General features: G+C 70.9%; 25 protein-coding genes. 10 read left to right on the top strand and 15 right to left on the bottom strand.

Annotation, left to right across the window (positions count from 1 at the left end; translation table 11 throughout):
* Positions 1-101 precede the first annotated feature (101 nt).
* The 3 genes from OG906_RS23405 (at position 102) to OG906_RS23395 (ending at position 2,515) form a co-directional block, all read left to right on the top strand.
* On the top strand, positions 102-1,346 hold the full coding sequence (locus OG906_RS23405) for a hypothetical protein (protein ID WP_329445499.1): 1,245 nt from the start codon (positions 102-104) through the stop codon (positions 1,344-1,346).
* 267 nt (positions 1,347-1,613) lie between these two features.
* Positions 1,614-2,168, top strand: a complete 555-nt coding sequence (locus tag OG906_RS23400; RefSeq protein ID WP_267797874.1) for a DUF4383 domain-containing protein — start codon at positions 1,614-1,616, stop codon at positions 2,166-2,168.
* 125 nt (positions 2,169-2,293) lie between these two features.
* Complete coding sequence (locus OG906_RS23395; RefSeq protein ID WP_329445497.1) at positions 2,294-2,515, top strand: FmdB family zinc ribbon protein; 222 nt, start codon at positions 2,294-2,296, stop codon at positions 2,513-2,515.
* Between the two features lie 141 nt (positions 2,516-2,656).
* Here OG906_RS23395 and OG906_RS23390 read toward each other — a convergent pair whose 3' ends face one another.
* The 4 genes from OG906_RS23390 to OG906_RS23375 form a co-directional block, all read right to left on the bottom strand.
* A complete protein-coding gene (locus tag OG906_RS23390; RefSeq protein WP_267797876.1) occupies positions 2,657-3,316 on the bottom strand; it encodes an O-methyltransferase in 660 nt (219 codons plus the stop codon).
* An 18-nt stretch (positions 3,317-3,334) separates the two neighbouring features.
* Entirely contained in the window at positions 3,335-4,156 is an 822-nt protein-coding gene (locus OG906_RS23385; protein ID WP_267826319.1) for an HAD family hydrolase, read from the bottom strand.
* Positions 4,153-6,675, bottom strand: coding sequence for a phosphoribosyltransferase (locus OG906_RS23380; protein ID WP_329448107.1), 2,523 nt, complete (start codon positions 6,673-6,675; stop codon positions 4,153-4,155). The genes OG906_RS23385 and OG906_RS23380 overlap by 4 nt, the downstream gene beginning before the upstream one ends.
* A 260-nt stretch (positions 6,676-6,935) precedes the next feature.
* Positions 6,936-8,102 carry an HpcH/HpaI aldolase/citrate lyase family protein gene (locus OG906_RS23375; RefSeq protein ID WP_329445495.1) on the bottom strand — a complete coding sequence of 389 codons (1,167 nt, stop codon included), beginning with the start codon at positions 8,100-8,102 and terminating at the stop codon, positions 6,936-6,938.
* 194 nt (positions 8,103-8,296) lie between these two features.
* Between OG906_RS23375 and OG906_RS23370 the strand changes: the two genes are divergently transcribed.
* Positions 8,297-9,061, top strand: coding sequence for a TerD family protein (locus OG906_RS23370; RefSeq protein ID WP_267797879.1), 765 nt, complete (start codon positions 8,297-8,299; stop codon positions 9,059-9,061).
* Between the two features lie 108 nt (positions 9,062-9,169).
* On the opposite strand, the gene OG906_RS23365 is transcribed toward OG906_RS23370, so the two are convergent.
* The 6 genes from OG906_RS23365 to OG906_RS23340 form a co-directional block, all read right to left on the bottom strand.
* The gene (locus OG906_RS23365; protein WP_329445493.1) at positions 9,170-9,922 is read right to left on the bottom strand and encodes a TerD family protein; all 753 of its coding nucleotides are present in this window, start codon (positions 9,920-9,922) and stop codon (positions 9,170-9,172) included.
* A gap of 143 nt (positions 9,923-10,065) precedes the next feature.
* The gene (locus OG906_RS23360; protein ID WP_053677876.1) at positions 10,066-11,181 is read right to left on the bottom strand and encodes a DUF475 domain-containing protein; all 1,116 of its coding nucleotides are present in this window, start codon (positions 11,179-11,181) and stop codon (positions 10,066-10,068) included.
* 25 nt (positions 11,182-11,206) lie between these two features.
* Positions 11,207-11,782 (bottom strand): TerD family protein, encoded by a 576-nt coding sequence (locus OG906_RS23355; protein ID WP_053677921.1) that lies wholly within the window; start codon positions 11,780-11,782, stop codon positions 11,207-11,209.
* A gap of 124 nt (positions 11,783-11,906) precedes the next feature.
* Positions 11,907-12,482 (bottom strand): TerD family protein, encoded by a 576-nt coding sequence (locus OG906_RS23350; protein ID WP_053677874.1) that lies wholly within the window; start codon positions 12,480-12,482, stop codon positions 11,907-11,909.
* A 164-nt stretch (positions 12,483-12,646) separates the two neighbouring features.
* Entirely contained in the window at positions 12,647-13,105 is a 459-nt protein-coding gene (locus tag OG906_RS23345; protein WP_053677873.1) for a peroxiredoxin, read from the bottom strand.
* Between the two features lie 189 nt (positions 13,106-13,294).
* Positions 13,295-13,729: a DUF3052 domain-containing protein gene (locus OG906_RS23340; protein ID WP_053677871.1), complete on the bottom strand. Its 435-nt coding sequence runs from the start codon at positions 13,727-13,729 to the stop codon at positions 13,295-13,297.
* 461 nt (positions 13,730-14,190) lie between these two features.
* Between OG906_RS23340 and aceE the strand changes: the two genes are divergently transcribed.
* Together aceE and OG906_RS23330 are read left to right on the top strand one after the other, a co-directional pair.
* Positions 14,191-16,923 (top strand): pyruvate dehydrogenase (acetyl-transferring), homodimeric type, encoded by a 2,733-nt coding sequence (aceE, locus tag OG906_RS23335; protein ID WP_329445489.1) that lies wholly within the window; start codon positions 14,191-14,193, stop codon positions 16,921-16,923.
* A gap of 104 nt (positions 16,924-17,027) precedes the next feature.
* On the top strand, positions 17,028-17,858 hold the full coding sequence (locus OG906_RS23330) for a potassium channel family protein (protein ID WP_267797882.1): 831 nt from the start codon (positions 17,028-17,030) through the stop codon (positions 17,856-17,858).
* Here OG906_RS23330 and OG906_RS23325 read toward each other — a convergent pair.
* Both OG906_RS23325 and OG906_RS23320 read right to left on the bottom strand, forming a co-directional pair.
* Complete coding sequence (locus OG906_RS23325) at positions 17,839-18,234, bottom strand: peptidase inhibitor family I36 protein (protein WP_329445487.1); 396 nt, start codon at positions 18,232-18,234, stop codon at positions 17,839-17,841. The two genes, OG906_RS23330 and OG906_RS23325, sit on opposite strands and share 20 nt — an antisense overlap.
* A 195-nt stretch (positions 18,235-18,429) precedes the next feature.
* Positions 18,430-19,917 (bottom strand): MFS transporter, encoded by a 1,488-nt coding sequence (locus OG906_RS23320; RefSeq protein WP_443067465.1) that lies wholly within the window; start codon positions 19,915-19,917, stop codon positions 18,430-18,432.
* Between the two features lie 238 nt (positions 19,918-20,155).
* Between OG906_RS23320 and OG906_RS23315 the strand changes: the two genes are divergently transcribed.
* The 3 genes from OG906_RS23315 (at position 20,156) to OG906_RS23305 (ending at position 23,139) form a co-directional block, all read left to right on the top strand.
* Positions 20,156-20,818 carry a TetR family transcriptional regulator gene (locus OG906_RS23315; protein ID WP_329445483.1) on the top strand — a complete coding sequence of 221 codons (663 nt, stop codon included), beginning with the start codon at positions 20,156-20,158 and terminating at the stop codon, positions 20,816-20,818.
* 257 nt (positions 20,819-21,075) lie between these two features.
* Positions 21,076-22,224 carry an alpha/beta hydrolase gene (locus OG906_RS23310; RefSeq protein ID WP_329448106.1) on the top strand — a complete coding sequence of 383 codons (1,149 nt, stop codon included), beginning with the start codon at positions 21,076-21,078 and terminating at the stop codon, positions 22,222-22,224.
* A gap of 84 nt (positions 22,225-22,308) precedes the next feature.
* Positions 22,309-23,139: a DUF4429 domain-containing protein gene (locus tag OG906_RS23305; protein WP_329445481.1), complete on the top strand. Its 831-nt coding sequence runs from the start codon at positions 22,309-22,311 to the stop codon at positions 23,137-23,139.
* A gap of 64 nt (positions 23,140-23,203) precedes the next feature.
* Here OG906_RS23305 and OG906_RS23300 read toward each other — a convergent pair whose 3' ends face one another.
* Entirely contained in the window at positions 23,204-24,226 is a 1,023-nt protein-coding gene (locus tag OG906_RS23300) for an aldo/keto reductase (RefSeq protein ID WP_329445479.1), read from the bottom strand.
* Entirely contained in the window at positions 24,223-24,615 is a 393-nt protein-coding gene (locus tag OG906_RS23295; protein ID WP_267826312.1) for a MerR family transcriptional regulator, read from the bottom strand. The genes OG906_RS23300 and OG906_RS23295 overlap by 4 nt, the downstream gene beginning before the upstream one ends.
* Positions 24,616-24,678: 63 nt before the next feature.
* On the opposite strand from OG906_RS23295, the gene OG906_RS23290 reads away from it, so the two are divergent.
* On the top strand, positions 24,679-25,494 hold the full coding sequence (locus tag OG906_RS23290) for a serine hydrolase domain-containing protein (RefSeq protein WP_267797947.1): 816 nt from the start codon (positions 24,679-24,681) through the stop codon (positions 25,492-25,494).
* Positions 25,495-25,518: 24 nt separating this feature from the next.
* Here OG906_RS23290 and OG906_RS23285 read toward each other — a convergent pair whose 3' ends face one another.
* The gene (locus OG906_RS23285; protein ID WP_329445477.1) at positions 25,519-26,175 is read right to left on the bottom strand and encodes a pirin family protein; all 657 of its coding nucleotides are present in this window, start codon (positions 26,173-26,175) and stop codon (positions 25,519-25,521) included.
* Positions 26,176-26,239: the final 64 nt, after the last annotated feature.

The raw sequence follows: 26,239 nt of genomic DNA, 5'->3' as shown, positions 1-26,239 counted from the left end.
ATGAGTGGACAGCCTACATGGCGGGCGCACCCCCCACGCAAACCCGTTGTCGTGGGGGAGAATGGAGCGGGGCATGGCGGACGCGGCACGGGAGAGGGATTGTGACGACGGCATCCCGGCGGTGGTTCGGCGGGCGGGACGAGAGTCGGCGGGCGGACGCGCAGGCGGCGAAGGATGCCGCCGCGGCGGCGTTCTACGACCTGGACACGGCGCAGCGGGATCTTCGGATCTCGATCGAGACGATCGCGGCGGCGGACGGTTCGCCGGACGCGTTGCGGGCGACGGAGGGGTTCGCCGCGCTCGGGCGGCGGATCGACGAGGTCAGCCATGTGTACATCGAGGCGGTGGACGCGCACGACCTGGACCGGGTCGAGCTGGAGGCCTCGGTCGCGGCGAGGGCGACGCAGGAGCTGACGCGGGCCCGGGACGAGCTGATCCGGGTCAAGGGTGAGCTGGAGCGGTTCGAGCAGGGGTTGCGGCCGCTGTTGGACAAGGCGGAGACGCAGTTGGCACGGGTGGCGCCGGCGCGGGAGCGGGCGAAGGCCGCGCTGCTGGCGGCGAGCAACGCGTTGGACGAGGTGCGCGGCAAGGGGATGCGGGCGGACGATCTGGCGGCGCGGTTGGCGGCGCTGGGTCCGGAGCTGACCAAGTTGAACCAGGGCGCCGCCCTGCACGGGGTGCAGGAGACGGTGCGGCGGGCGGACCGGATCCTTCGGGACGCGGAGGGGATACGGGCCGAGGCGGCGCGGTTGCCGGAGCGGGCGGCCGAGATCGATCGGCGGCTGGTGAGTCTGCGGACCCGGGCGCAGGCGTTGCGCAATCGGGCGGACCGGGTGGATCCGGTGCTCAGCGAGTTGCGGCGGCGGTTCTCGGCGGCATGTTGGCAGGACCTCCAGCACGTGCCCGACCAGGCGGTGCGGGAGGTCGCGCAGGCGGAGGAGCGGCTCGTCGAGGCGGGCCGGGCGCGGGACGAGCAGCGGTGGTCGGACGTGGCGGCGTTGATCGAGGCGGTGCGCGGTTCGTTGGACGTGACCGACGAGGCGGTGTCGGCTGCGCAGGACCGGTTGACGGTGTTGGAGGCGGTGGCGCGGGATCCGCAGGACGAGGTGCGGCGGACGCGGTTCGCGATCCGGGACGCGCAGCGGCTGGCGATGGAGGGCCGCAGTGTGCCCGATCCGCGGCACGCGGGGCCGTTGGACGAGTCGGTGGCGCGGATGGACCGGGCGCTCGCGGGGTTGGAGGGGCGGCATCCGGACTACTGGCATTTCCTTCAGGAGATGGAGGGGGTGCGTGCGTCCGTGAACCGGGTGGTCGCCGACATCCGGGAACAGCGCGGCCACGGATGAGCCGCCGCCCCTGATCGGTCGCCCCTGATCGGTCGTCCCTGAGCACTCTCCCTTGAGCGGCACTCGCCCCTGATCACCCGCCCCTGGTCAGTCGCCCCTGAGCAGCACTCGCCCTGAGCCGTCTCGCCCCATGCCCGACGCGCATGCGCGACGCGCCGAGGTTGTCGGGGGCGGCCCGGCGGCGGATGCTGGTGGGTGGGGGTAGTACCTGCGGCTGCCGTCTCCGGGCGGGCGGTCCGGGGCAACCGAGGCAGAGGAGGCCGGATCATGGCCACCACCCATACGGGGCCGCGCGTGCGTCGGCCGGTCCGTACCCGGCTGGACGAGCACCTTCCCGTGGATCACCGGTTGAGCAAGGTGTACCGGGTGGGCGCGGGTCTGACCGGGGTGCTGTTGATCGTCTTCGGGATCCTGGGGTTGATCGACCGGATCGGTTTCTTCGACACGGGCGGCGACACGGTTCTCACGCTGAACACGAACGGGGCGTTGAGCGTCCTGTCGATCCTCGTGGGGCTGCTGCTGATCGGCGGGATGGTCGTGGGCGGGAACTTCGCCTCGACGCTGAACATCGTGCTGGGCGTGCTGTTCATCGCGAGCGGGTTCGTGAACCTCGCGCTGTTGGACACCGGGATGAACTTCCTGGCCTTCCACATCCCGAACGTGCTGTTCAGCTTCGTGGTCGGCGTGATGCTGATGTGGTTCGGGATGTACGGGCGGGTGGGCAGCGCGTTGCCGCACGACAATCCGTACTGGCGTGCGCGCCACCCCGAGGAGGCGGCCCGCGAGGAGCGGGCGCGGTCCAGGAGCGGATTCCGCGGATAGCCCCGGTGGGGAAAGCGGATGGCCCCCCTGATGGGGAAGCCTGTGGGCAACCCAGTGGGCAGACCGGCGGCGCGTACGCCCGTGGTGGGATACCGGACGGCCCGCGCACTGCGTAGCCTGTCCGCATGCCTCGTTACGAATACCGCTGCCGGACCTGCGACGACACCTTCGAGGTGAGTCGTCCGATGGCCGAGTCGTCCGCCCCCGCCGACTGCCCCGCCGGGCACGCCGACACCGTGAAGCTGCTCTCCGCCGTCGCCGTCGGCGGCTCCTCGGGCGGCGCGCCCGCCCCCGCCCCCACGGGTGGAGGCGGAGGCGGCTGCTGCGGCGGAGGTGGCTGCGGCTGACACCGCCGCCCCAGGCGAAAGCCCTACGCCGCTCAGGCCGCCCTACGCGAAAGCCCTACGCCGCTCAGACCGCCCTACGCGAAAGCCGTACGCCGCTCAGGCCGCGCCCTGCGCAGCAACGTCACGCCCTCCGCGACAGCGTCAGGCCTTGCGCGACAGTGTCAGGCCGTCCGAGATGGCCAGCAGCACGGATTCCATCCGGGTGTCCGCCCGTACGTGTTCGTTGAACGCGCGGACGCCCGCCGCCGAGCCCGTGGCGGATGCGTCGAGCACGGACCCGTGGAACAGCGTGTTGTCGGTGACGATCAGCCCGCCGGGCCGCAGCCTCGGCACGAGTTCCTCCCAGTAGGCGATCTGGCTCTCCTTGTCGGCGTCCACGTAGGCCATGTCGATGTGGGGTTCCCTCGGCATGGCCGACAGGGTGTCCAGTGCCTTGCCGATCCGCAGCTCGACCCGGTCGGCGACGCCCGCAGCCTCCCAGGCCTCGCGCCCGTACGCCGTCCACTCCTCCGAGACGTCGCAGGCGATCAGCTTGCCGTCCGCCGGCAGCGCCTGTGCCATCGACAGGGAGGAGAAGCCGGTGAAGGTACCCACCTCGACGATGTGTCGGGCGCCGGTCAGTCGGACCAGGAAGGCCAGCAGCGGCCCCTGTTCCTCGGCCGACTGCATCCCGGCACTGTCCGGGAACTTCTCGTAGGTGGTCGCGACGAGCCCCCGCTGGACCGCGTCCAGCGGGGGGTTGTGCGCGAGCACGTAGCGGTACAGCTCATCGGTGATCTTGGTGCTGTTGCCCTTGGTCATGGGCACCAGTCTGCCGAGTCAGCGGCCCGCCGTACCGGTCGCTCGCCCGAAAGCCCGGACGATTTCCTCGCCGGCGAGGACGCCCGCCACGGTCAGGGCGGTGACGGACGGCGCGTTCCAGCCGGCGTCGGCGAGTTCGCCGTGTCCCGGTCGCCACCCGCGGTCCGCGGCGAGCAGCAGGTCGGCGTCCAGCAGCGAGTCGCCGGCGGCCAGCGTCGTGGTCGCGCCCGTTCGCCGGGCCACCTCCCGCATGGCCGCGCTCTTGGTCAGCGGGCGCGGAACCGCGTAGATCTTGCGGCCCTGGAGGGACACCGTCCAGCCGCGGGCGTCGGCCCACTCCGCCAGCGCCTTGAGCCACTCCGGCGGTACCAGGTCCCGCTCGACGACCAGGTACGCGAACAGGTCCTCGGCGATGCGCGCCTTGCGCAGCCACGCCGGGTCCGCGGTGGCCAGCAGGTGGGCGTGGACCTCGTCCAAAGGGGCGCACTCCTCGGCCAGCCGCGTCGCGACGTCCCGGCGCCAGTCCCGGTCCGGGATCCCGTCGACGAGCAGTTGTCCGCCGTTGGCGCAGATCGCGTACTTCGCCGGGCGGCCGGGGAAGCGGATCCGCTGGTACTGCTTGCGCGTGCGCGTCGTGGTCGGCACGAAGACGACGCCCGGGTCCGCGGACAGCTCCGTCAGCAGCCCCGCCGCCGTCTCCGTCATGTACGACAGCGGCTTGTGCTCGTGCACTTCCACGCACAGCAGCCGGGGGGCCACCGGGTCGGGCATGGTCAGCGCGAGCGCGGCCGTGGAGTAGATGAGCGTACGGTCGAGGTCACTGGCTACGAGGACGGTCACTTGGCGGACACAGCCTTTCCGTCGGCGCCGGTAGCGCCGCGCGTGAAACGAGGGTGGATGAGACCCACGCACGTGTAGGGCAGCCCGTCGACTTCCTCGACCGGCACCCCCCGCTGCTCCGCGAGCAGGCGTACGTGGTCGAGGTCTGCCCCGGCGCCGCGCTGCGCCAGGATCTTCCACGGAACCCGGCGCAGGAGCACCCGCGTGGTCTCGCCCACGCCGGGCTTGACCAGGTTCACGTCGTGGATGCCGTACTCCTCGCTGATGCGTTCCACGGCCGCCCAGCCCACCCAGGTAGGGGTCCGGTCGGCGGCGAGCAGTTCCTTGACCTCGTCGTCGACGGAGTCGGCCACCGCGTCGAAGTGCGCGGCGACGGTGTCGACGAAGTCGACGGAGACGTCGGCTCCGGCGAGTTCGCGGTAGAACTTCGCGCCGTGGAAGTCGGTGGGCCCGACCAGGTCGGAGCGGAGCACCGTGCGGGAGATGAGGCCGGAGACGGTGGAGTTGAGGCAGGCGGAGGGTATGAGGAAGTCCTCGCGGGTGCCGTACGTGGGCACGCAGGAGCCGGGGTCGGCGAGGACCACGATCTCCGGGTTGAAGCCGTCGAACTCCGCCAGCGCGGCGGCGAGTTCGCGCGTGATGGCGCCCTTGCCCGTCCAGCCGTCGACGAAGACGATGTCGGCGGGGTCGTGGTGGGCGGCCAGCCAGCGCAGCGCGTTGGCGTCGATGCCGCGGCCGCGGACGATGGACACGGCGTAGTGCGGCAGGTCGAGGCCGTGCCGGGTCTGGGCCCAGCGGCGCATCAGGACGCCGACGGGGGTGCCCGCGCGGGCCAGGGAGACCAGGACCGGGGACGGGGAGCGCTCCGCGAGGACGGTTTCGGTGACGGTGCCGACGGCGCGGGCGATGCGGGCCGCGGACGCGGTCAGCGCGCTCTGGTACAGCTCCTGGTACGCGGGGGACGGCTGGTACTCCACGGGCAGGGACTCGGCGTAGTGCGCGCCGCCCGCCTGGATGGCCTCCTCGCGTTCCTCGGTCGGGGCCTCCAGTTCCACGTCGGAGAAGTCCTGGAGCAGCCAGCCGACGTCCTCGGCCGCGTAGGAGGAGAAGGCGGGCCCGCGCAGGGGCTCGGTCATGATCGGCTCCTGCCGCTCGGACGGGGTGGCGGGGGTGTACGACGGTACGACGGCCAGCAGGACCCGCCCGGTGTGCGGGGCGAGCCGGGCCAGGAGCCCGTCGGGGGCGTGCAGGGCGGCGGTGTCGCCGTGGGAGTCGACGACGGCGACGACGGCGTCGAAGCCACCGCCCGCGGTGTCGAGGACGTTGTAGGCGTAGCGGTCACCCGGCCCGTCGGCCGGGGCGTCGTGCGCCGGGAAGACCAGGCGACTGCGGATGGCGTAGCCGGGGTCGTCGACGGCGAGCACGGGCGAGCGGGTGGTCGTGGAGAAGCGGACCTCGCGGGGGGCCCCGGTGCCGGACGCGGGACGGGTGGCCCAGGACTCCTCCAGGGCCAGCGCGAGCCGCAGCGGCGCGTACATCAGCTCCTCGTTGCCGAGGACGAGGACCCGTACGGGCGCCGAGCGCGGCCCCGACTCCGACTCCGACTCCGAGCCCGAGCCCGAGCCCCGATCCGCGTCCCGATCCGAGCCCGCGCCCCGATCCGTGCCCGAAACCGCGCCCGCGCCCCGATCCGCGTCCGGGGCCTCGTCCAGGGCCTCGGCGAGCCGCTCGGCGAGGGCGGGCAGGGCGGCCTCCAGCCGGGCGCGGTGCGCGGGGGTGAAACCGTGCCGGCCGCCGTCGGGCACCCCGGCGGGCCAGTCCAGTGCGACCCGCCGGACGGGGGCGGCGGACCCGCCGACGCCCGAAGCGGCGGCGTCCTCGGTCGTCTCGTGCTCCTCGACCAGCGCCTGCCCCTTGGCCAGCACCCCGTCGGGAAGTCGCACGGTCCCGGAGGCCAGGGCGACGAGGTCGACCCGGGCTCCCAGCTCGGCGGCGAACGCGTCGAGCCGGCCGCGGTCGGCCTCCGAGCGCATGTCCACGAGGGCGACCACGACGTAGTGCCCGCGCGGGTGGCGGGCGTGCAGGTCGCGGATGGTGTTCAGGACCGTGTTGCCGGTGGAGAACTCGTCGTCGACGAGGACCAGCGGACCGCTGCCGGCCAGCAGCCGCGGATCCTCGGGCAGCAGCAGGTGCGAGGTGGCGTGCGAGTGGGCCTCCTCGAAGCCGCCGGCCTGCGCCACGCCGGGCACGGGGCGGCGGGTGGAGTGCAGGTACGGGGCGAGCCCGAGGCCGTCGGCGACGCTGTGGCCGAGCCCGGTGGCGGTCTCGGCGTACCCGAGGACGACCGCGTCGGCGGCGGCGTCGTCACCGAGGAGTTCCCTCACCCGTTGCCCGAGGCCGAACCCGGCGCCGTGCACGACCGCCGGGGACTGCGGCACGTGCTTGCCCAGGACCCGGGAGACCAGCAGATGGGCCCGCTTGGGGTTGCGCCGCAGCGCGAGCCCGAGCAGCTCCTCCAGCGGCGGTTCCCCGGACGACCCGGACGCTCCCGCGGAACCCGCAGAGCCGCCCTCAGAACCCGCGGAACCCGACGCTCCCGCAGCTCCAGCCGCTCCCGCCGCTCCGCCGTCCTCGCCCTGTTCCAGGCTGACGCCCAGCCGGTCCGCGACCCAGGTTCCCGACCACACCTCTTCGATCGTCTTTCCTCTCTCGTCTTGAACGCCTCGGACGTCTCGAACATCTCGAACGTCTTGAAGATTGTCGGCGGTCACGGGCGGTCTCACACCTGGAGCCCGGCCGTGAGCAGGTCGACGAAGCCGACCTCTTCGCGCGCCACACCGAAGACCTCCGCGCGCAGCATGGTGCGCTCGGCCCAGGCCCGGTGGGGCTTCACCTCGTTCATCTTGTTCGTGTAGGCGGAACGCATCACGCCGCCGCCGCCGCGCTCGGGGCGCAGGATGTCCTGGGCGTCGCTGAACTCCTCGTGGGAGACGACGGACAGGGCGTGGACGGGCGTGACGTGCGCGGGGTGGATGCAGGTTTTGCCCAGCAGCCCGTTGGCCCGGTCGAGCTCGATCTCGCGCAGCAGGCCGTCCAGGTCGTGTTCGATCAGGGCGGTGCGCAGTTCCTCGACGCCCTCCTCCAGGAAGGGGCTGCGCCGCAGCTGCGGCTTGAAGAGGCGCTGCTGGCTGCGGAAGTACTCCCAGACGGGTCCGGTGACGGTGAAGCCGGTGCCGTCGGCCCTGCTGAGCACGTTGACCACGTCGGCGATGACCCCCGCGACGATCTGCACGTCGTAGGCGGTCATGTCCGGGGTGCGGCGCAGTCCGTACGCGGAGCAGAAGTCGGTGACGCCCAGGCGCAGGGCCAGGACGTGCTCGCGGTGGCGGTTGACCGTGCGGGAGATGCCGGCGAGGGCCTCGACGCGGGTTTCCAGGTGCAGCAGGTCGGGGGTTTCCAGGACGGGCATGGCATACAGGCGGGACATGCCGTGGCGGGCCTCGGCTTCGGCCACGGCGTCGAGGAAGGCCGTACCCCGGGATTCGGTGAACTTCGGGAGTACGAATCCGGCCAGGTGCCGGGCCGTGCCGCCGAGCCGGCGCACCAGGTCGGGAATCTGCTCGGGCGTGCGGACGCGGATGAAGAGCAGGGGGAGCTCGTCGTCCTGTTCGTCGAGTGCCTCGAACTGGCGGATCAGGTTGATCTCGCCGGACCCGACCTCGGCGTCGCTGATGGAATCCTCCAGGCAGAGGACCATGGAGAGGACGCCGCGGGCGGCCTGTTTGCGGATGTCGGCGGCGAGGTGGGGCCGGGTGGCGGGGCTGTAGAGGGTGGCGCCGAGTGCGGCGGAGAGCAGGCGGGAGGGGGAGGCGGCGGTGAACTCGACCGGCTCCTGGTGGAAGAGGTCCTTGCGGACCGTGGGCGAAATGTGCCCGAAGTGACGCATGTGCTTCCCCCGTACTGCTTTGGCGACCCAACTGGCATGGCCGGTAATAGTACGTACGAACCTGAGTCAAGAGTTCCTCAAGCACATGAAGTTCAGGTAACCCTCTTGCACCATGCCCAGCTCTTGCGTTCGGTACAAGGGCCTACGGGGGGCCGCATTGTCCAGGTCATGTCCGGGAGGGCAGGATGACGGGCATGACGCACGCGATGCAGAAGGGCTCGAACATCCCGGTGGCCGCCGTGGCGGTCCGGGCGGTGTTGCGGTGGACCACCGGGCCCGAGGTGCCCGACGTGGACGCCTCCGCACTGCTCGTGGGCGCGGACGGGCGGGTGCGCTCGGACGAGGACTTCGTGTTCTACAACCAGCCCCGGCACCCCTCGGGGGCCGTGTGGCGACTGGGCAAGAAGCAGATCGGCGACGCGATCACGGACGCCGTGCAGGCCGATCTGCGCACCGTGACCCCGACCGTGGACCGGATCCTGGTGGTGGCCTCCGCCGAGGACGTGCCCTTCCAGCGGGTCCGGGACCTGCGGATCCTGCTGTACGACGCCACCCCGAACGGCGGCGCCGAACCCCTGGCCTACTTCGAGGTGCACCCCGAGACGGGCGCCGAGACGGCCCTCATCTGCGGTGAGCTGTACCGCCGCGGGGACGGGTGGAAGTTCCGGGCGCTCGGCGAGGGCTACTCGGACGGCCTGGTCGGGCTGGCCACCGATCACGGGATCTCGGTCGACGAGAACGCCGAGGCCGCCGCGAGCCCCGCCGCCGGCCCGAGCGAGGACCGGACGGCCGCGATGCGGCCCCCGACGCCGCCGCCCGCGCCGCCGACCCAGGCCCCGCCGGCCGTCGAGCCCGCGTACGGGTACCCGCAGCCGGTGTCGCCGGCCCCGGTGCCGGGTCCGGGCGGCGATCCGACGTTCCGGCTGCCGGTGCAGGGCCCCCAGTTCATCCGCCGCTGATCCGTATCGGGGCCGCCCGCCGGGGACGGTCCCGACAACGACCCCCGCGGAGACGGTCCTGAGCAGGGCATCGCGAACGGCTGCGGGACGGCCGCCCGCGCGGTGCGGTCAGGCCTTGGTGCTCTTGTAGCCCCGCCCCCACTGGAGCCCCCAGCCGTACAGGCGGTCCAGTTCGGCCTGGAAGCCGTACACGAACTTCACCTCGCGGCGGACGATCAGTTCCCCCTTGACGTTCTCCAGGGAGACCACCGCGCAGGAGCGGGCCTGCGGGTGGCGTTCCTCCAGCGGGATCTCGATCCGCGGCCCGGTGATCGGGTAGAGGGTGACCAGGGCGTGCGTGCGGTCGAAGGCCGGGGTCTGGTCGTAGATGTAGACGAAGACGAGCAGCCGTTTGATCGCCTCGGCGTGGTCGAGGTTGACGAAGATGGTCTCGCCGGACGGTGCCCCGAACCGGTCGTCGCCGCTGAGCTTCACGAACGGCGGGCTGTTGATGTCGCCGTGCAGGTTCCCCAGCGGCTGGACCACGCCCCGGGTGCCGTCGGCGAGTTCGTAGAGGCAGCCGATGTCGAGGTCGACGTTGACCATGCCCTGGGTGTGCGCCTGCACCATGTCCGGCTTGAACAGTTTGAAGGGGTGGCGCAAGAGCCGGCCGCTCTGGCCGGACCGGCCTCCGATGTCGGAGGTGCGCATCCGCCAGGACAGGTTCACCCGCAGATTGCCGTGCACCGCCTGCTGTTTGGTGAGCGACACCGTCGGATGTCGTTTGGTCAGCTCGATCGCGTTGGACGAGGCCTGCCCCGAGTCGAACCGCATGGCCCGTGCGCCCCTGATGCCGTCGAAGAACCCCTCGAAGAAACTCATCTTCCCCCCTTGCCCCTGTATCCCCGGTATCCCCTGTACGTACGGAAGCGGGGCGGCCCGCCGGGTCCGTGGCCCCCCGGACGTCGTCCGGGAGGGACCCTTGGGCCGCCCCGCAAATGGAGCGTTCCGCATTAACGCCGCGGTCATGCCTCCGCGGGTGATTCCTCCAGCTCCAGGCGCTTGTTGCGGCGCACGGAGGACCAGAAGGACCAGGCGATCAGGACGACACCGACGAGGCCGGTGATGACCTCGTGGATCTCGTACTGGATCGTGACGAGCAGGATCACGGCGAGCGCGCCGATCGCGTAGTGCGCGCCGTGCTCCAGGTACACGTAGTCGTCGAGGGTGCCCTGGCGGACCAGGTAGACCGTCAGCGACCGGACGTACATGGCACCGATGCCGAGGCCGAGGGCCATGAGCACGATGTCGTTGGTGATGGCGAAGGCGCCGATGACCCCGTCGAAGGAGAAGGAGGCGTCGAGGACTTCGAGGTAGAGGAACATGAAGAACGCGGCCTTGCCGGACATGACGACCGCGGAGACCGGCTTGCCGGTCTTCTTGGCCTCCTCCTCGGCCTCGTGCTCTGCTTCCTCCTCCTCTTCGAGCTTGTTCTCGAAGTAGCCGGAGAGGCCACCGACGACCATGTAGGTGATCAGACCGGCGATGCCGGAGATCAGGACGGTCTGTGCCTTGTCGACGTGCGCCCCGCCGTGCTGGTGGGCGTTGGCGGCGAAGGTCATCGAGGTGATGAGCAGGACGATCAGCGCGATGCACGCGGACAGCATGTCGACCTTGCCGAGCTTGGCCAGCGGGCGCTCCAGCCACGCGAGCCACTTGATGTCCCGGTCCTCGAAGATGAAGTCGAGGAAGATCATCAGCAGGAACATGCCACCGAAGGCGGCGATGGACGGGTGAGCGTCCGTCACCAGCTGCTGGTACATGTCCTTGTCATTGAGGGCGAGATCGACGGCCTCGATAGGACCGATCTTGGCACTGATCGCGACGATCACGACGGGGAAGACCAGTCGCATGCCGAAGACCGCGATGAGCACGCCGATCGTGAGGAAGATCTTCTGCCAGAAGGCACTCATCTTCTTCAGGATTCCGGCGTTGACCACCGCGTTGTCGAAGGACAGCGAGATCTCGAGGATCGAAAGGATCGCCACGATTCCAAAAGCGGTCCACCCCCCGTAGAACACCGCTGCGACCAGACCGAGCGCAGTGACTGCGAACGACCAGCCGAAGGTTTTGAGAACCACTGGCACCCCATCGTGTTGTACGGCTTTACGAAACGTTGACCCCGAAGTCTAGAGCGATGCCCCGGAGCCCCGACGCGTACCCCTGCCCCACGGCCCTGAACTTCCATTCGCCGCCGTACCGGTAGACCTCGCCGAAGATCATCGCGGTCTCGCTGGAGGCGTCCTCGGTGAGGTCGTAGCGGGCGAGTTCCTGGCCGTCGGCCTGGTTGACCACGCGAATGAAAGCATTGCTGACCTGGCCGAAGCTCTGCCGGCGGGCCTCCGCCTCGTGGATCGAGACCGGGAAGACGATCTTGTCGACCTGGGCGGGCACCTTGCTCAGGTCGATGATGATCGACTCGTCGTCGCCGTCACCCTCGCCGGTGAGATTGTCCCCCGTGTGTTCGACGGAGCCGTCGGGGCTCGTCAGGTTGTTGTAGAAGACGAAGTAATCGTCCCCGAGCACCCGGCCGCTGTTGCACAGGAGCGCGCTGGCATCGAGGTCGAAGTCCGCCCCCGTGGTCGAGCGCGCGTCCCAGCCGAGTCCGATCAGAACCCGGGTGAGGTTCGGTGCGGCCTTGGACAGGGAGACATTGCCCCCCTTGGCGAGTGTGACGCCCATGTTGTGGTCCTCCCCGGACGACGTGGTGATGGTGGTGCCGGTGGTACAAGCCGGTCCGGCGCCGTACACACAGTGCACGGCGCCGGACGGGTGCGGCCGCGGGAGCGGCCGTGGAGCTTGAGGCTCAGACGTTGACGCCGAAGTCCTGCGCGATGCCGCGCAGGCCCGAGGCGTAGCCCTGGCCGATGGCGCGGAACTTCCACTCCGCCCCGTTGCGGTACAGCTCGCCGAAGACCATGGCGGTCTCCGTCGAGGCGTCCTCGGAGAGGTCGTAGCGGGCGAGCTCGGTGTTGTCGGCCTGGTTCACGACGCGGATGTACGCGTTGCGGACCTGGCCGAAGCTCTGCTGACGGCTCTCGGCCTCGTAGATCGAGACGGGGAAGACGATCTTGGAGACGTCGGCCGGGACACCGGCGAGGTTGACCTTGATCGCCTCGTCGTCGCCTTCGCCCTCACCGGTGGTGTTGTCGCCGGTGTGCTCGACCGAGCCGTCCGGGCTCTTCAGGTTGTTGAAGAACACGAAGTTCGAGTCGTTGGCGACCTTGCCCTGGTCGTTGGTCAGGATCGCGCTCGCGTCGAGGTCGAAGTCGACACCGGTGGTGGTGCGAGCGTCCCAGCCGAGACCGACGATGACCGCCGTCAGGTTGGGCGCGGCCTTGGTCAGCGAGACGTTGCCGCCCTTGCTGAGGCTGACTCCCACAGGTCCTCCATAAGGTTTTTGTGTGGGGCGGGGCCCCGTCGTGCGGTTGCTACCGGATCAACGTTCCGATCCTAGTGACGGGTTCCCGCCTGTAACTGATTTTCGTGCGGAACAATGCCCGGAAACAATGCCCGCGAGCGCGTCTCGTGGGCCTTCCGGGTCCCTCAGAGGCTGTCGAGGGCCTTGATGTACTCGTTCAGGTCACGTGCGTCGGGCAGGCCGTTGACGACAGTCCAGCGCACGATGCCGTCCTTGTCGATGATGAAGGTGCCGCGGACCGCACAGCCCTTCTCCTCGTCGAGGACGCCGTAGGCGCGGGAGGTCTCGCCGTGCGGCCAGAAGTCCGACAGCAGCGGGTAGTCCAGGTTCTCCTGCTCGCCGAAGACCCGAAGGGTCGGCACGGAGTCGTTGGAGACGGCCAGCAGCTGCACGTCGTCGTTCTGGAACCGGGGCAGCCGGTCGCGCAGCTCGCACAGCTCGCCGGTGCAGACGCCGGTGAAGGCGAACGGGTAGAAGAGCAGCACCACGGCCTTCTCCCCCCGGAAGTCGGAGAGCCGCACGGTGGCACCGTGGTTGTCCTTGAGTTCGAAGTCCGGGGCCTTGTCGCCGACCTCGATCGCCATCTGTCGCATCCCTTCGTTCCCGCATGCGTGCGTTGAGCTGTTCGGGTGAGTGCAGCCTAGGCCCTGTGGTGACGCCGGCGCCGGGCCCCACGTCGACGACGGGTCCGGGGAGCGGAACGAACGCACCCCGCCGACCGGGGTCGATACCGGTCGGCGGGGTGCGTTGTCCGCTTGGCTGCGGGGCGCGGCTCAGCGCTTGGACTTGGCTGCGGTCTTGGGGGTCACCAACTTGGTGGCGGCCCACTCCTTGCCGACGCTGACGCTCCTGGTCTGCGACAGGCCGGCCGTTTCGGCGGCCTCGCTGATGTCGCTGGCCTCGACGTAACCGGGACGACCGGTCTTGGGGGTCAGCAGCAGGATCAGTGCGCCGTCCTCCACCAAGTTGATGGAATCGACCAACGTGTCCGTCAGGTCGCCGTCTTCGTCCCGGAACCAGAGCAGCACCGCATCGGCGACGTCGTCGTACTCCTCGTCGACGAGATCGTTGCCGATGTGACTCTCGACGGCGTCACGGAATTCCTGATCGACGTCGTCGTCGTAGCCGATCTCCTGGACCACCTGTTCGGACTCGAAACCCAGCCTGGAAACCAGACTGGTCTCCGCGTGGTCCGCGGTCGCGCTCACGGGGTGCCTCCTGCTCATGTTCGGTGAATGTCTTTCGGCGGCGCGCGTACGCGCAGCATTGGGCGTAGTCCACACGGGCGCGGCGGATCGCGCAAGTACCCGGCCGCCGAGACCGTCGAAACGGTGACGATTGCGGCCGTCTCGCCGCAACTTTCAGCCTTCCCTCGCGTACCCCGGGTGATTCATCCCACACCATTGCGGCTCATTCGAGGCGGCTTGAGGACTTTCCCGCCTGTTTGAGGGACGAACGGCCTTACGAACCGGCTGATCGTCTTGGGCGTAAGGTTGCGATTTGGCCGTACCCGCTCGACACCCGCTCACCGCCCGTTCTCCCCGCTCCAGTCGCGATGCCCGGAGTTTCCAGGGGTTACCCAGTGGTAGAGGTGAAGATTTCGGCCGAGCGTAAGACCATGGGAGGCGGCGACCCCAAGGCACGACTCCCCCGACAGCGAAGGAACAGCGTGGCTTCCGCATCCGATCGCAATCCGATCATCATTGGCGGCCTGCCGAGTCAGGTCCCGGACTTCGATCCGGAGGAGACGCAGGAGTGGCTCGACTCCCTGGACGCCGCCGTCGACGAGCGGGGCCGTGAACGCGCCCGCTACCTGATGCTGCGGCTGATCGAGCGGGCCCGCGAGAAGCGCGTGGCCGTGCCCGAGATGCGCAGCACGGACTACGTCAACACGATCGCCACCAAGGACGAGCCGTTCTTCCCCGGCAACGAGGAGATCGAGCGCAAGGTCCTGAACGCGACCCGGTGGAACGCGGCCGTCATGGTCTCGCGCGCCCAGCGTCCCGGGATCGGCGTCGGCGGTCACATCGCGACCTTCGCCTCCTCGGCCTCCCTCTACGACGTGGGCTTCAACCACTTCTTCCGGGGCAAGGACGAGGGTGACGGCGGCGACCAGATCTTCTTCCAGGGTCACGCCTCCCCCGGCATCTACGCCCGCGCCTACCTCCTCGACCGGCTCTCCGAGCAGCAGCTCGACGCGTTCCGGCAGGAGAAGTCGAAGGCGCCGTACGGTCTGTCCAGCTATCCGCACCCGCGGCTGATGCCGGACTTCTGGGAGTTCCCGACCGTCTCGATGGGTCTCGGTCCGCTCGGCGCCATCTACCAGGCGCGGATGAACCGGTACATGGAGGCGCGCGGGATCGCGGACACCTCCAAGTCCCACGTCTGGGCGTATCTCGGCGACGGCGAGATGGACGAGCCGGAGTCGCTGGGCCAGTTGTCCATCGCCGCTCGCGAGGGCCTGGACAACCTGACGTTCGTCGTCAACTGCAACCTCCAGCGGCTCGACGGCCCGGTGCGCGGCAACGGCAAGATCATCCAGGAGTTGGAGTCGCAGTTCCGCGGCGCCGGCTGGAACGTCATCAAGCTGATCTGGGACCGTTCCTGGGACCCGCTGTTGGCCCAGGACCGCGACGGCATCCTGGTCAACAAGATGAACTCGACGCCGGACGGGCAGTTCCAGACGTACGCCACCGAGTCCGGCGCGTACATCCGCGAGCACTTCTTCGGCGGAGACCAGCGGCTGCGCGCGATGGTCGAGAACATGACCGACTACCAGATCCAACACCTGGGTCGCGGCGGTCACGACCACAAGAAGGTCTACGCGGCGTACGCGGCGGCCAAGGCCCACAAGGGTCAGCCGACGGTGATCCTGGCGCAGACGGTCAAGGGCTGGACGCTGGGCCCGAACTTCGAGGGCCGCAACGCGACGCACCAGATGAAGAAGCTGACGGTCGACGACCTCAAGCGCTTCCGCGACCGTCTGCACATCCCGATCACGGACGCCCAGCTGGAGGGCGGCGCGCCGCCGTACTACCACCCGGGCCGCAACTCCCCCGAGATCCAGTACATGCACGACCAGCGCAGCGCCCACGGCGGTTACGTGCCGACCCGTGTGGTGCGCGCGAAGCCGTTGCAGCTGCCGGACGAGAAGACCTACGCGGCGGCCAAGAAGGGTTCGGGTCAGCAGTCGATCGCCACCACGATGGCTTTCGTCCGCATCCTGAAGGACCTCATGCGGGACAAGGAGATCGGCAGGCGGTTCGTGCTGATCGCGCCCGACGAGTACCGCACCTTCGGCATGGACGCGTTCTTCCCGAGCGCCAAGATCTACAACCCGCTGGGCCAGCAGTACGAGGCGGTCGACCGTGAGCTGCTGCTCGCGTACAAGGAGTCGCCGACGGGCCAGATGCTGCACGACGGCATCTCGGAGGCGGGGTGCACGGCTTCGCTGATCGCGGCGGGTTCCGCGTACGCGACGCACGGCGAGCCGCTGATCCCGGTCTACGTCTTCTACTCGATGTTCGGTTTCCAGCGCACCGGTGACCAGTTCTGGCAGATGGCCGACCAGTTGGCGCGCGGTTTCGTCCTCGGTGCGACGGCGGGTCGAACCACTCTCACGGGTGAGGGCCTCCAGCACGCCGACGGTCACTCCCAGTTGCTGGCGTCGACCAACCCGGGCTGTGTGGCGTACGACCCGGCGTACGGGTACGAGATCGCGCACATCGTCAAGGACGGCCTGCGGCGGATGTACGGGCCCGACGCGGAGGACGTCTTCTACTACCTGACGGTCTACAACGAGCCGATCCGGCACCCCGCCGAGCCGGCGGACGTGGACGTGGACGGCATCCTCCAGGGCATCCACCGGGTCTCGGCCGGTACGGCGGGCGGCACCGGGGCGCAGATCATGGCCTCGGGCGTGGCCGTGCCGTGGGCGTTGGAGGCCCAGCGGATCCTGGCCGAGGACTGGGACGTCAAGGCGGACGTGTGGTCGGCGACCTCCTGGAACGAGCTGCGCCGCGAGGCCGTCTCGGTGGAGGAGCACAACCTGCTCCACCCGGAGGAGGAGCAGCGCGTCCCGTACGTGACCCGCAAGCTGTCGGGTGCCGAGGGGCCGTTCGTGGCGGTCTCGGACTGGATGCGGTCGGTGCCCGACCAGATCTCGCGGTGGGTGCCGGGTGCGTACACCTCGCTGGGCGCGGACGGCTTCGGCTTCGCGGACACGCGGGGCGCGGCGCGCCGGTTCTTCCACATCGACGCGCAGTCGGTGGTGCTGGCGGTGCTGACCGAGCTGGCGAAGGCGGGGAAGGTCGACCGTTCGCTGCTGAAGCAGGCGATCGACCGGTACCAGCTGCTGGACGTCACGGCGGCCGACCCGGGCGCGGCGGGCGGCGACGCCTGACGCCCGTGACGGGCTGATCGTCGGGAGCGGGGTCGGGGCGGATGCCCCGGCCCCGCTCCCTTCTGCGTTCTCCGGGGGTTTACGCATTCCTTACGATGCTGGGCATGAAGGAAGCCTCCCGGCAGTCGCGGTGGGAGCGGCGGACGCAGACTCCGCTGCTCGTCCTCGCCCTGACGTTCGCCGTCGCCTATGCCGTGCCGATCGTCGCGCCCGACGCGGGCCCGGCCGTGCACCGGGCCTGCACCCATGCGGAGTGGGTGGTGTGGGGGGCGTTCGCCGCCGACTACCTGGTGCGGCTGTTCCTGTCGCCGGCCCGCGGGGCCTTCGTGCGGACCCATTGGCTGGACCTGGCGGCGGTGCTGCTGCCGATGATCCAGCCGCTGCGGCTGCTGCGGCTGGTGTCGACGCTGATGCTGGTGGGGCGGCGGGCCCGGATGGCACCGCAGATCCGACTGACGACGTACGTGGCGGGCGCGGTGGTCGGGCTGCTGATGTTCGGCTCGCTCGCGGTGCTGAGCGTGGAGCGGGACGCCCCCGACGGCAACATCAAGAACCTCGGGGACGCCCTGTGGTGGTCGGTGACCACCATGACGACGGTCGGGTACGGGGACCACTCCCCGACGACCGGGCTCGGCCGGCTGCTGGCGGTCGGGTTGATGCTGTCCGGGATCGCCCTGCTCGGTGTGGTGACGGCGAACATCGCGGCCTGGTTCATCTCCCGCTTCGAGCGGGACGACCAGGTGGAGCGGGCCCAGACCGCGGCGATCGCCGAGCTGACCGCCGAGGTGCGGGCCCTGCGCGCCGAGGTCGCCCGGCTCGGCGGCCCGGGGACCGGCCCGCTCGGGGATCAGGGGGCCGCCGGGCCCGTGGCCGCGGCCGCGGGCGTCCGCCCGGGGTCCCCGGCGCCGCGCGGGGCTACCGCTCCCACACCTTGAACGCCCTGACCTGGTAGGGCGAGGAGGGCAGCCAGACCCCGTCGCCGGGGTAGGTCTGGAACTCCCCGGTCTCCGCGCATTCGGCCGACTGGTACGTGGTCACCGGGCGGCCGACCCGGTTGGCGAGCGACTGGGCGCTGGTACCGGGCGGCAGGGCGGTGCAGCTGTTGATGCTGACGGTGCTCAGCTCGTGGACCTGCTTGGCGCCCTTGAAGTCCGGCTTCGCCCACAGGCACAGCTGACCGGGGGCGCAGGCCGCGAGGGGCGGTGGCCCGGCGGCGTGCGCGCCGGTGGCCGTACCGGGGATCAGGACGGTGGCGGCGAGGACGGCGGCGGCCAGGAACGTGCTGGGGCGGGTGGGGAAACTCGTACGCATGACGGGTCAACTCCTTGTGGACACGGGGTCCCGGACCGTTTCCGGGTTTCCGATGGCACCACGCTGACCTGCGCGGACGCTCGGGCGGAAGGGGGCGCGGGCGGGTCCACCCGGATAGGCGACAGCCCCGCCGGAACCGTCCGGCGGGGCTGTCGGGCGTACGGGGTTGACGCCGTCGCGGGGTTTCGGGCCGGCTCAGATGTGGGCCGCGCCGGCTCCCGCGGGGGCGTTGTCGCCGCGCTTGGTGAAGCAGGCCACGACCGCGGCGAGGACCGCGACCACGCCCGCGACGGTGAAGGCGGTGTTCATGCCGGACACGAACGTGTCGTGCGCGACCGTGGTGATCGCCTGGGCCACCTCGGCGGGGACGCCCTCGGGGACGGGGGCGATGCCGACCTGGACGCCCTTCTCGGCGAGGTCGAGCTGTTCGGGGGTGAGCGGCGGGAGCTGCGCCTTGATCCAGTTGTCCCCGAACGAGTCACTGACGGTGCCCGCCATGACCGCGCCGAGGACGGCGGTGCCGAGGCTGCCGCCGACCTGCATGGCGGCCTGCTGGAGTCCGCCGGCCACGCCGGACAGTTCCAGCGGGGCGTTGCCGACGATGACCTCGGTGGCGCCGACCATGACGGGGGCGAGGCCGAGGCCGAGGAGGGCGAACCAGATCGACATGATGAGGGTGGCGGTGTCCGGGGTGAGCCGGGCCATCCCGAAGCAGGCGACGGCGGTGGCGACCATGCCGGAGACGAGCGGGAGGCGCGGGCCGACCTTGGTGATGGCGGCGCCGGCCAGCGGCGAGCCGATGATCATCATGCCGGTGAGCGGCAGCAGGTGCAGGCCGCTGTCGACCGGGCTCATGCCGTGCACGTTCTGCAGGTAGAAGGTGACGAAGAACAGGCCGCCCATGAAGGCGAAGGCCATCAGCACCATGAGGACGGTGCCGGCCGACAGGGGCACGGAGCGGAACATGCCGAGCGGGATCAGCGGCTCGGAGACCTTGGTCTCCCAGACGGCGAACAGCACGAACAGGATCACGGAGGCGGCGAGGAAGAGCAGGGTCTTCGCGTCCCCCCAGCCCCATTCGGCGGCCTTGATGAGGGCCCAGATCAGCGAGAACATCGCGCCGGACAGCAGCAGGATGCCCGGGAGGTCGAAGGAGCGCGGGGCGTTCTCGGCCCGGTGGTCGAGCAGGATGAACAGGCCGAAGGCGAGCGCGATGATGCCGACGGGCACGTTGATGAAGAAGACGGACTGCCAGTTGACGTGTTCGACGAGCAGGCCGCCGACGATGGGGCCGGCGGCGGTCGAGGCGCCGATGACCATGCCCCAGATGCCGATGGCCATGTTGAGCTTCTCGGCGGGGAAGGTGGCGCGCAGCAGGCCGAGCGCGGCGGGCATCAGCAGGGCGCCGAAGAGGCCCTGGGCGACGCGGAAGCCGATGACGAGTTCCACGCCGGTGGACAGGCCGATGGCGGCCGAGGAGACCGCGAAGCCGGCGATGCCGATGAGGAAGGTCTGTCGGTGTCCGAAGCGGTCGCCGAGCTTGCCGGCGGTGATCAGGGAGACCGCGAGGGCGAGCAGGTAGCCGTTGGTGATCCACTGGACGTCGGCGAGCGAGGCGCCGAGGTCCTTCTGGATCGCGGGGTTGGCGACGGCGACGATCGTGCCGTCGAGGGTGACCATCATGACGCCGATCGCCACGGCGAAGAGGGTCAACCAGGGGTGGCCGCGCAGTCCGGTGCGGGCCGAAGCCGGGCCTTGTCCCCCGGCGGGTCCCCGGTCCTTGACGGTGATCTGACTAGTCATGCGGACAGGCTAGTGACAGCGACTGACACTTCACAGACGGCTTAACCAGACAGTAACTGTCAGGTCGGTCACAGGTACCCTGACCGCTCACTGAGCGTCAGAAAGGGAACCCACGGTGATGACCGACCTGCGGCCCGCCCCGGCTTCCCCGGCGGCCGGACTGCGCGAACGCAAGAAGCGACGCACCCGGGACGCGCTGCTGCGCGCCGCCCTCCTGCTCTTCATCGCGCAGGGCTACGAGCAGACGACCGTCGACGAGATCACCGACGCGGTGGACGTCTCCCAGCGCACCTTCTTCCGCTACTTCGCGAACAAGGAAGAGGTCGCCTTCACCGTCCAGGACATCGTCGAGTCCCACTTCCTCGCCGAACTGCGGGCCCGTCCGGCGTCCGAGGGTCCGATGGAGGCCATGCGCAACGCGGTGCTCGCCGGTTGGGACACCGTCGAGGAGGCCATCTCCGAGGTGGTACCGGTCGACCTGTACATGCGCGGCTATCAGCTCATCGAGTCCACTCCGGCCCTGCTCGCCGTCCACCTGCGGCGCTCCACGGAGCTGGAGGAGGAGATCTCCCGGCTGATCGCCGCCCGCGAGGGCCTGGACCTGGACCTCGACCCGCGTCCGCGGGTGGTCGTCGCCGCGTTCTCCGGTGTGATGCGGGTCACCGGCCGACTGTGGGGGCAGGGCCAGGACGCCAGCGTGGCCGCGATCCGGCGGATGACCGAGGCGTACCTGGACCAGATCGGTCCGGCGCTGGCCGCGGACTGGCGGCGGCCCGCGTAGCGGGGCGTGCGCACGGCGGGGTGCGGGGCGAGCCGGCGGATTGCGTACGACGCGCCGGCGCGCGCGGTGGATCACGCGCTGGATCACGCGGTTGTGACACGGTCGGCGGTGACGCCCGTCACCTGGCGCGCCACTGGCTCGAACGGTCTCCTAGGCTGGCTCCAGTGAACCTGCCCGGCCCCGTCCACCACCTCGCCGGCGCCTCCGAGCGCCCCGCCGCCCTGCGCACCCTGTTCGTGCTGGCGGTCGTCCTCGTCATGTTGGTGACGACGGGCTGGACCGCCGTCCACCGCCCCGAGTCGGGCATCTCGCCGCGTGCCGTCGCGCTCTCGGCGTGGGCCGTGGCCCGCATCGACGGTCGCCCGCTGCCGCCGGCCGACGCACCCGTCCGCACGGTGGCCCGGTTCTTCGGCAGCCTCGACGGCGCCCAGCGCGCCCGACTCGCGGACGGCTACCCGCTCGTCGTCGGAAACCTCGACGGCGTCCCGGCCACCACCCGCTACCGGGCCAACCTGCGCGGCCTGGAGCAGGCCCGACGCGTCGAGGAGGCCCGCAGTCGGGACGTCGGAGTGACCCCGACCGACCGGGCCGAGGCCACCCGTCGCGTGCACCGCTACGAGTCCCTCGCGGATCCCGACCGGCAGATCCTCGCCTTCGACCCCACCGGCGACGGACTCGTCGCCGAGGTCTTCGGCGACCTCGACCAGGCGCGCCGCGTCTCGGTGATCGTGCCCGGGGTCGACACCGACGTGGTCACCTTCGAACGCAGCCGGCGCCGGCTCACCTCTCCCGTCGGCATGGCGCAGTCCCTGTACGAGGCCGAGCGCGCGGCCGCGCCCGACGGCCGGACCGCCGTCATCGCCTGGGCCGGGTACACCGCGCCCATAGGCGTGGGCGTGGACGCAGCGACGGGCCGGCTGGCCGTGGACGGGGCCGCCCGGCTGGAGTCGCTCGCCACGGCCCTGCCCGGGAACGCCAGCGTCGCCCTGTTCTGCCACAGCTACGGGTCGGTGGTGTGCGGGGTCGCCGCGCACCACCTGCCGGCGCGGGTGACCGACGTGGTGGTGGCGGGCAGCCCGGGCATGCGCGCGTCGAGCGCCGCCGACCTGCACACCCGCGCACGGGTGTGGGCGACGCGGGACCCCGGCGACTGGATCGCCGACGTGCCGCACCTGGAGGTCGGCGGGGTGGGCCACGGGGCGGATCCGGTCTCCCGGGCCTTCGGCGCGCGGCGGCTGTCCTCGGCCGGGGCCGGGAGCCACAACGGCTACTTCGAGCCAGGGACGGCCTCGTTGGACAACTTCGCCAAGATCGGAACCGGCACCTTCGCTTCCGTCGTGTGCGCGAACGGTGCCGACGGTTGTGGCAGCGGAATTTCGCCACAGACCGTGACTGACGAGGGCTGACGGCCACCACCGGACGTGGCGGGCGGGAAAACCGTTCCTGCGGCCAGGGGACGCGCGGGCGCCCCTCCCTCTACGATGTGCCGCATGGGGGATGTATTGGCCGGAAACCATGCCGTCTGGGAACTCGACTCGGACTCGGTGATCATCCGCTTCACGAGGGGGCTGCGCACACCGAGGCTCTGGCAGGCCCTGGGGGAACGACACATCCCCCTGGAGGCGCTGTCCGAAGTGACCGTGACCGGGGGGAAACGGGACACGGCGGTCCTGCGCGCCGTCCCGCGCCCGGGGGCGGATCCGTTGATGGAGGCCGCCGCGGGGCAGCTGAAGGAAGCCTGCGATCCGTACCGGCTGGTCCTGCCCGGTGATCGGGCACCCCAGGCGGCGTCGCTGGTCGACGCCCTGCGGGGACGGCTGGGATCCGCCGAACCGGCCGACCGCTTCCTCGTCCGCGCCCCGGAACCGCCGATCCACCTGAAGGCGTACGACGCGCGGGTGGGCTTCGACGGTTCGGCGGTCACCTTCCAGTGGTCGCGCACGGGCGCCAGCAGCACGAAGTGGAAGGCGGGCGACCAGCGGTACCCGCTGGCCGCGATCGGCGGGGTCGAGTGGCGCTCCCCCGACGGCCCGGACGGGCACCTGCGGCTCCTGCCCCGGGACGGGGTCGCCGCCGGCGACGCACGGCCCGACCACGACCTGGCGGCCGCGGTGTTCGGGATCGGATACGGCGCGGTGCACGAGTCGCTGCCGTTCGCGGCGTCCGTCCTGGCCGCCGTCGGCGGCAGGGCCCCGGTGGGATCCGTCCCGCAACCGCAGGTCGACGAGCGGCTGCGGCACCTGAGCGAGCTGCACGGCGCGGGCCTGCTCACCGACGCCGAGTACGCGGCCCTGCGCGACCGCTTCGCGGCCGACGCCTGAGCCCGGCGGCGGGGGGGGCGGCCTCCCCCACCACCGCGCCGGATCCGCAAGCGACGCCCGGAGCCTAGCCCTCCCGCGCCGCCGACGTGGAGCTCATGTCGGGGTACCGGTCGCCCGCCACCCGGGAGGCGATCGGTTCGAGCAGCGCCAGTTCGGCGTCCGTCAGGGTGATGCGGGTGGCGGCCGCGTTCTCCGCGAGTCGCCCCGGCTTGCGGGTGCCCGGGATCGGGACCACCGGCAGGCCGTGCACCTTCGCCCGCTGCTGTACCCACGCCAGGGCGATCTGCGCCGGCGTCGCCCCGTGGGCGGCGGCGATCTCGCGGACGGGGGCCAGCAGCGCCGCGTTGGTCCTGGCGTTGTCGCCGGTGAACCGCGGCTGGTACTTGCGGAAGTCGTCCGCCGACAGGTCCGTGCCCGCGTCCGCGAACGCCCCGGTGAGGAAGCCGCGCCCGAGCGGCGAGTAGGGCACGAAGGCCACGCCCAGTTCCGCCGCCGCGCCGACCGCGCTGCGTTCCACGTCCCGGCTGAACAGCGACCACTCCGACTGGAGCGCGGTGATCGGGTGCACCGCGTGCGCCTCGCGCAGTTCGGCCCCGGTGACCTCGCTCAGCCCCAGGTACCGGACCTTCCCCTCCCGGACCAGCTCCGCCATGGCGCCCACCGACTCGGCGAACGGCACGGCCGGGTCGCGCCGGTGCATGTAGTAGAGGTCGATGACGTCGGTCCCGAGCCGGCGCAGGCTGCCCTCGACGGCCTGCCGGACGTAGGCGGCATCGTTGCGGATGCCCCGGTAGTGGGGGTCGTCGTTGCGTTCGATGGCGAACTTCGTGGCCAGGGTGATCTCGTCCCGGTGGGCGGCCACGAACGGCGCGATGAACTCCTCGTTGCGGCCGCGCCCGTAGACGTCCGCGGTGTCGATGAGGGTGACGCCCGCCGTCAGCGCCGCCTCCAGGGTCTGCCGGGCGACCGCCTCGTCGGTGTCCCCGTAGAACTCGCTCATGCCCATGCAGCCCAGGCCCTGGACGCCCACCAGCGGGCCGCCCTTGCCCAGCTCGACCTGCTCGATGACCTTGTCGTGCTCCGTCATGGCCGTGCCTTCCCCGTCGTCGTGCCCATCGAATACATCCCGATCTTGTAGTCCAGTACGCCGAGCGCGTCGGTCAGCTCCGTGATCCGCGAGCGCACCTCGTGGCGGGTCCGCTCCAGCAGTTCGCGCCGCTGGTCGACGGTGTGCGCGCCCTCGCGCACCAGTTCCGCGTACCGGACCATGTCCGCCACCGACATCCCGGTGGCGCGCAGCTTGCCCACGAAGGCCAGCCAGTCGAGGTCCTTGTCGGTGAACCGTCGCTGGCCCGAGTGGGAGCGGTCCACGTGCGGCATCAGGCCGATCCGCTCGTACCAGCGCAGTGTGTGCTGGGTCAGACCGGTCCGGGCCTCGACCTCGCTGATCGTGTACCGCGTCTGCGTCAGGCTCATGACTCCACGCTAAAACCTTGGAGTGCACTCCAGGCAAGTAGGCTCGGCCGCATGGAGAACAGCCTGGAAAGCCTGCGCATCGTCGAGAACTGGCCGGTGACGACGGCCGCCGCCGCCGTCGTCCGCGCCGACGGGACCACGGCCGGTTCCCACGGTCCCGTCGACCACCCGTTCCCGCTGGCCTCGGTGACCAAGCCGCTCGCCGCGTACGCCGCCCTCGTCGCGTACGAGGAGGGGGCGATCGAACTGGACGAACCGGCCGGACCGGAGGGTTCCACGGTCCGTCACCTGCTCGCGCACACCAGTGGGCTGGCCTTCGACGAGCACCGGGTGATGGGCCCTCCCGGGCAGCGCCGGCTGTACTCGAACGCCGGTTTCGAGGTGCTCGGCGACCACATCGCGAAGGCCACCGGGATCCCCTTCGCCGAGTACCTGCACCAGGCCGTCTTCGAACCGCTGGGCATGGAGTCGAGCGTGCTGCACGGCTCCCCCGCGAAGGACGGCGTGTCCACCGTCTCGGACCTGACGCGGTTCGCCGCCGAGCTCCAGGCACCGCGGCTGCTCGACGTCCGCACCGTCGCCGAGGCCACCGCCGTCGTGCACCCGGGCCTCAAGGGCGTCCTGCCGGGCTACGGGCACCAGTCCCCCAACGACTGGGGGCTCGGCCTGGAGATCCGCGACGGCAAGTCCCCGCACTGGACGGGTCACACGTCCTCGCCCCGTACCTTCGGGCACTTCGGCCAGTCGGGCACCTTCCTGTGGGTGGACCCGGACGCGCGCGCCGCGTGCGTGGCGCTGACCGACCGCGCCTTCGGCCCCTGGGCCGTGGAGGCCTGGACCCCGTTCACGGACGCGGTCCTCGCCGAGCTGCGTTCCTGACCCGCCGGAGCAGAGGGGCAGCCGCTACGGAAGCTCCCAGATCAGCAGTTCGCCCGGGGAGCCGGCGGTGATCTCCAGCCCGCTCTCGCGGGTGATCCGCGCCGAGTCGCCGGGGCCCAGTTCCTCCCCGTCGATCCGCAGGTCCCCGCGCACGACGTGCAGGTAGACCCGCTCGGCGGCCGGCACGGGGACCCGCTCGCCCGCGCCGGGCCGCCGCACGCGCAGGACGGCGCCGGCCGCGGGGATCTCGTACGCGGTGTCGTCGGCGAGGTCCCGCACGAGCGTGTACGAGGGTTCGCCGCCCGCGACGAGCGGCGCGAGCCAGGTCTGTACGAACCGCAGCCGTTCGGGCCCGTCGTTGCGCTCGACGTGCCGCGCACCGGATCCGGCGCCGAAGTGCTGCACGTCGCCGGGGCGGACCTGCCCGCTGTGTCCGCCGGCGCTGTCCTTGTGGGTGAGTTCGCCCTCCACCACCCAGGTGACGATCTCGGTGTGGCTGTGCGCGTGCTCCTCGAAGCCGGAGCCGGGCCGCAGCATCTCCTCGTTGCAGGCCAGCACCGGGCCGAACCGGATGTTGTCCGGGTCGTAGAAGGATCCGAAGGAGAAGGCGTGCCGGGTGGTGATCCCGGCGGCCGGGTCCCCGCCCTCGTACCGGTCGGCGGCGCGGCGTACATCAATCATGAAGGCCACCGTAGACCCCGACGGCCGCGGCGCGACTCGGGGCGCGGGCGCTCCGCCGCGGGAC

Source organism: Streptomyces sp. NBC_01426, assembly GCF_036231985.1.
GTDB lineage: Bacteria > Actinomycetota > Actinomycetes > Streptomycetales > Streptomycetaceae > Streptomyces.
This window is presented reverse-complemented; position numbering and strand designations above follow the sequence as displayed.

What these genes read in the sequence shown, in the direction of transcription:
- OG906_RS23370 (WP_267797879.1), top strand. Translation starts at nt 8,297, where the DNA reads ATGACGCACGCGATGCAGAAGGGCTCGAACATCCCGGTGGCCGCCGTG.
- OG906_RS23330 (WP_267797882.1), top strand. Translation starts at nt 17,028, where the DNA reads ATGAAGGAAGCCTCCCGGCAGTCGCGGTGGGAGCGGCGGACGCAGACT.
- OG906_RS23315 (WP_329445483.1), top strand. Translation starts at nt 20,156, where the DNA reads ATGACCGACCTGCGGCCCGCCCCGGCTTCCCCGGCGGCCGGACTGCGC.
- OG906_RS23310 (WP_329448106.1), top strand. Translation starts at nt 21,076, where the DNA reads ATGTTGGTGACGACGGGCTGGACCGCCGTCCACCGCCCCGAGTCGGGC.
- OG906_RS23295 (WP_267826312.1), bottom strand. Translation starts at nt 24,615, where the DNA reads ATGAGCCTGACGCAGACGCGGTACACGATCAGCGAGGTCGAGGCCCGG.
- OG906_RS23355 (WP_053677921.1), bottom strand. Translation starts at nt 11,782, where the DNA reads ATGGGCGTCACACTCGCCAAGGGGGGCAATGTCTCCCTGTCCAAGGCC.
- OG906_RS23395 (WP_329445497.1), top strand. Translation starts at nt 2,294, where the DNA reads ATGCCTCGTTACGAATACCGCTGCCGGACCTGCGACGACACCTTCGAG.
- OG906_RS23325 (WP_329445487.1), bottom strand. Translation starts at nt 18,234, where the DNA reads ATGCGTACGAGTTTCCCCACCCGCCCCAGCACGTTCCTGGCCGCCGCC.
- OG906_RS23305 (WP_329445481.1), top strand. Translation starts at nt 22,309, where the DNA reads ATGGGGGATGTATTGGCCGGAAACCATGCCGTCTGGGAACTCGACTCG.
- OG906_RS23375 (WP_329445495.1), bottom strand. Translation starts at nt 8,102, where the DNA reads ATGCGTCACTTCGGGCACATTTCGCCCACGGTCCGCAAGGACCTCTTC.
- OG906_RS23365 (WP_329445493.1), bottom strand. Translation starts at nt 9,922, where the DNA reads ATGAGTTTCTTCGAGGGGTTCTTCGACGGCATCAGGGGCGCACGGGCC.
- OG906_RS23300 (WP_329445479.1), bottom strand. Translation starts at nt 24,226, where the DNA reads ATGACGGAGCACGACAAGGTCATCGAGCAGGTCGAGCTGGGCAAGGGC.
- OG906_RS23400 (WP_267797874.1), top strand. Translation starts at nt 1,614, where the DNA reads ATGGCCACCACCCATACGGGGCCGCGCGTGCGTCGGCCGGTCCGTACC.
- OG906_RS23320 (WP_443067465.1), bottom strand. Translation starts at nt 19,917, where the DNA reads ATGATGGTCACCCTCGACGGCACGATCGTCGCCGTCGCCAACCCCGCG.
- OG906_RS23285 (WP_329445477.1), bottom strand. Translation starts at nt 26,175, where the DNA reads ATGATTGATGTACGCCGCGCCGCCGACCGGTACGAGGGCGGGGACCCG.
- OG906_RS23345 (WP_053677873.1), bottom strand. Translation starts at nt 13,105, where the DNA reads ATGGCGATCGAGGTCGGCGACAAGGCCCCGGACTTCGAACTCAAGGAC.
- OG906_RS23390 (WP_267797876.1), bottom strand. Translation starts at nt 3,316, where the DNA reads ATGACCAAGGGCAACAGCACCAAGATCACCGATGAGCTGTACCGCTAC.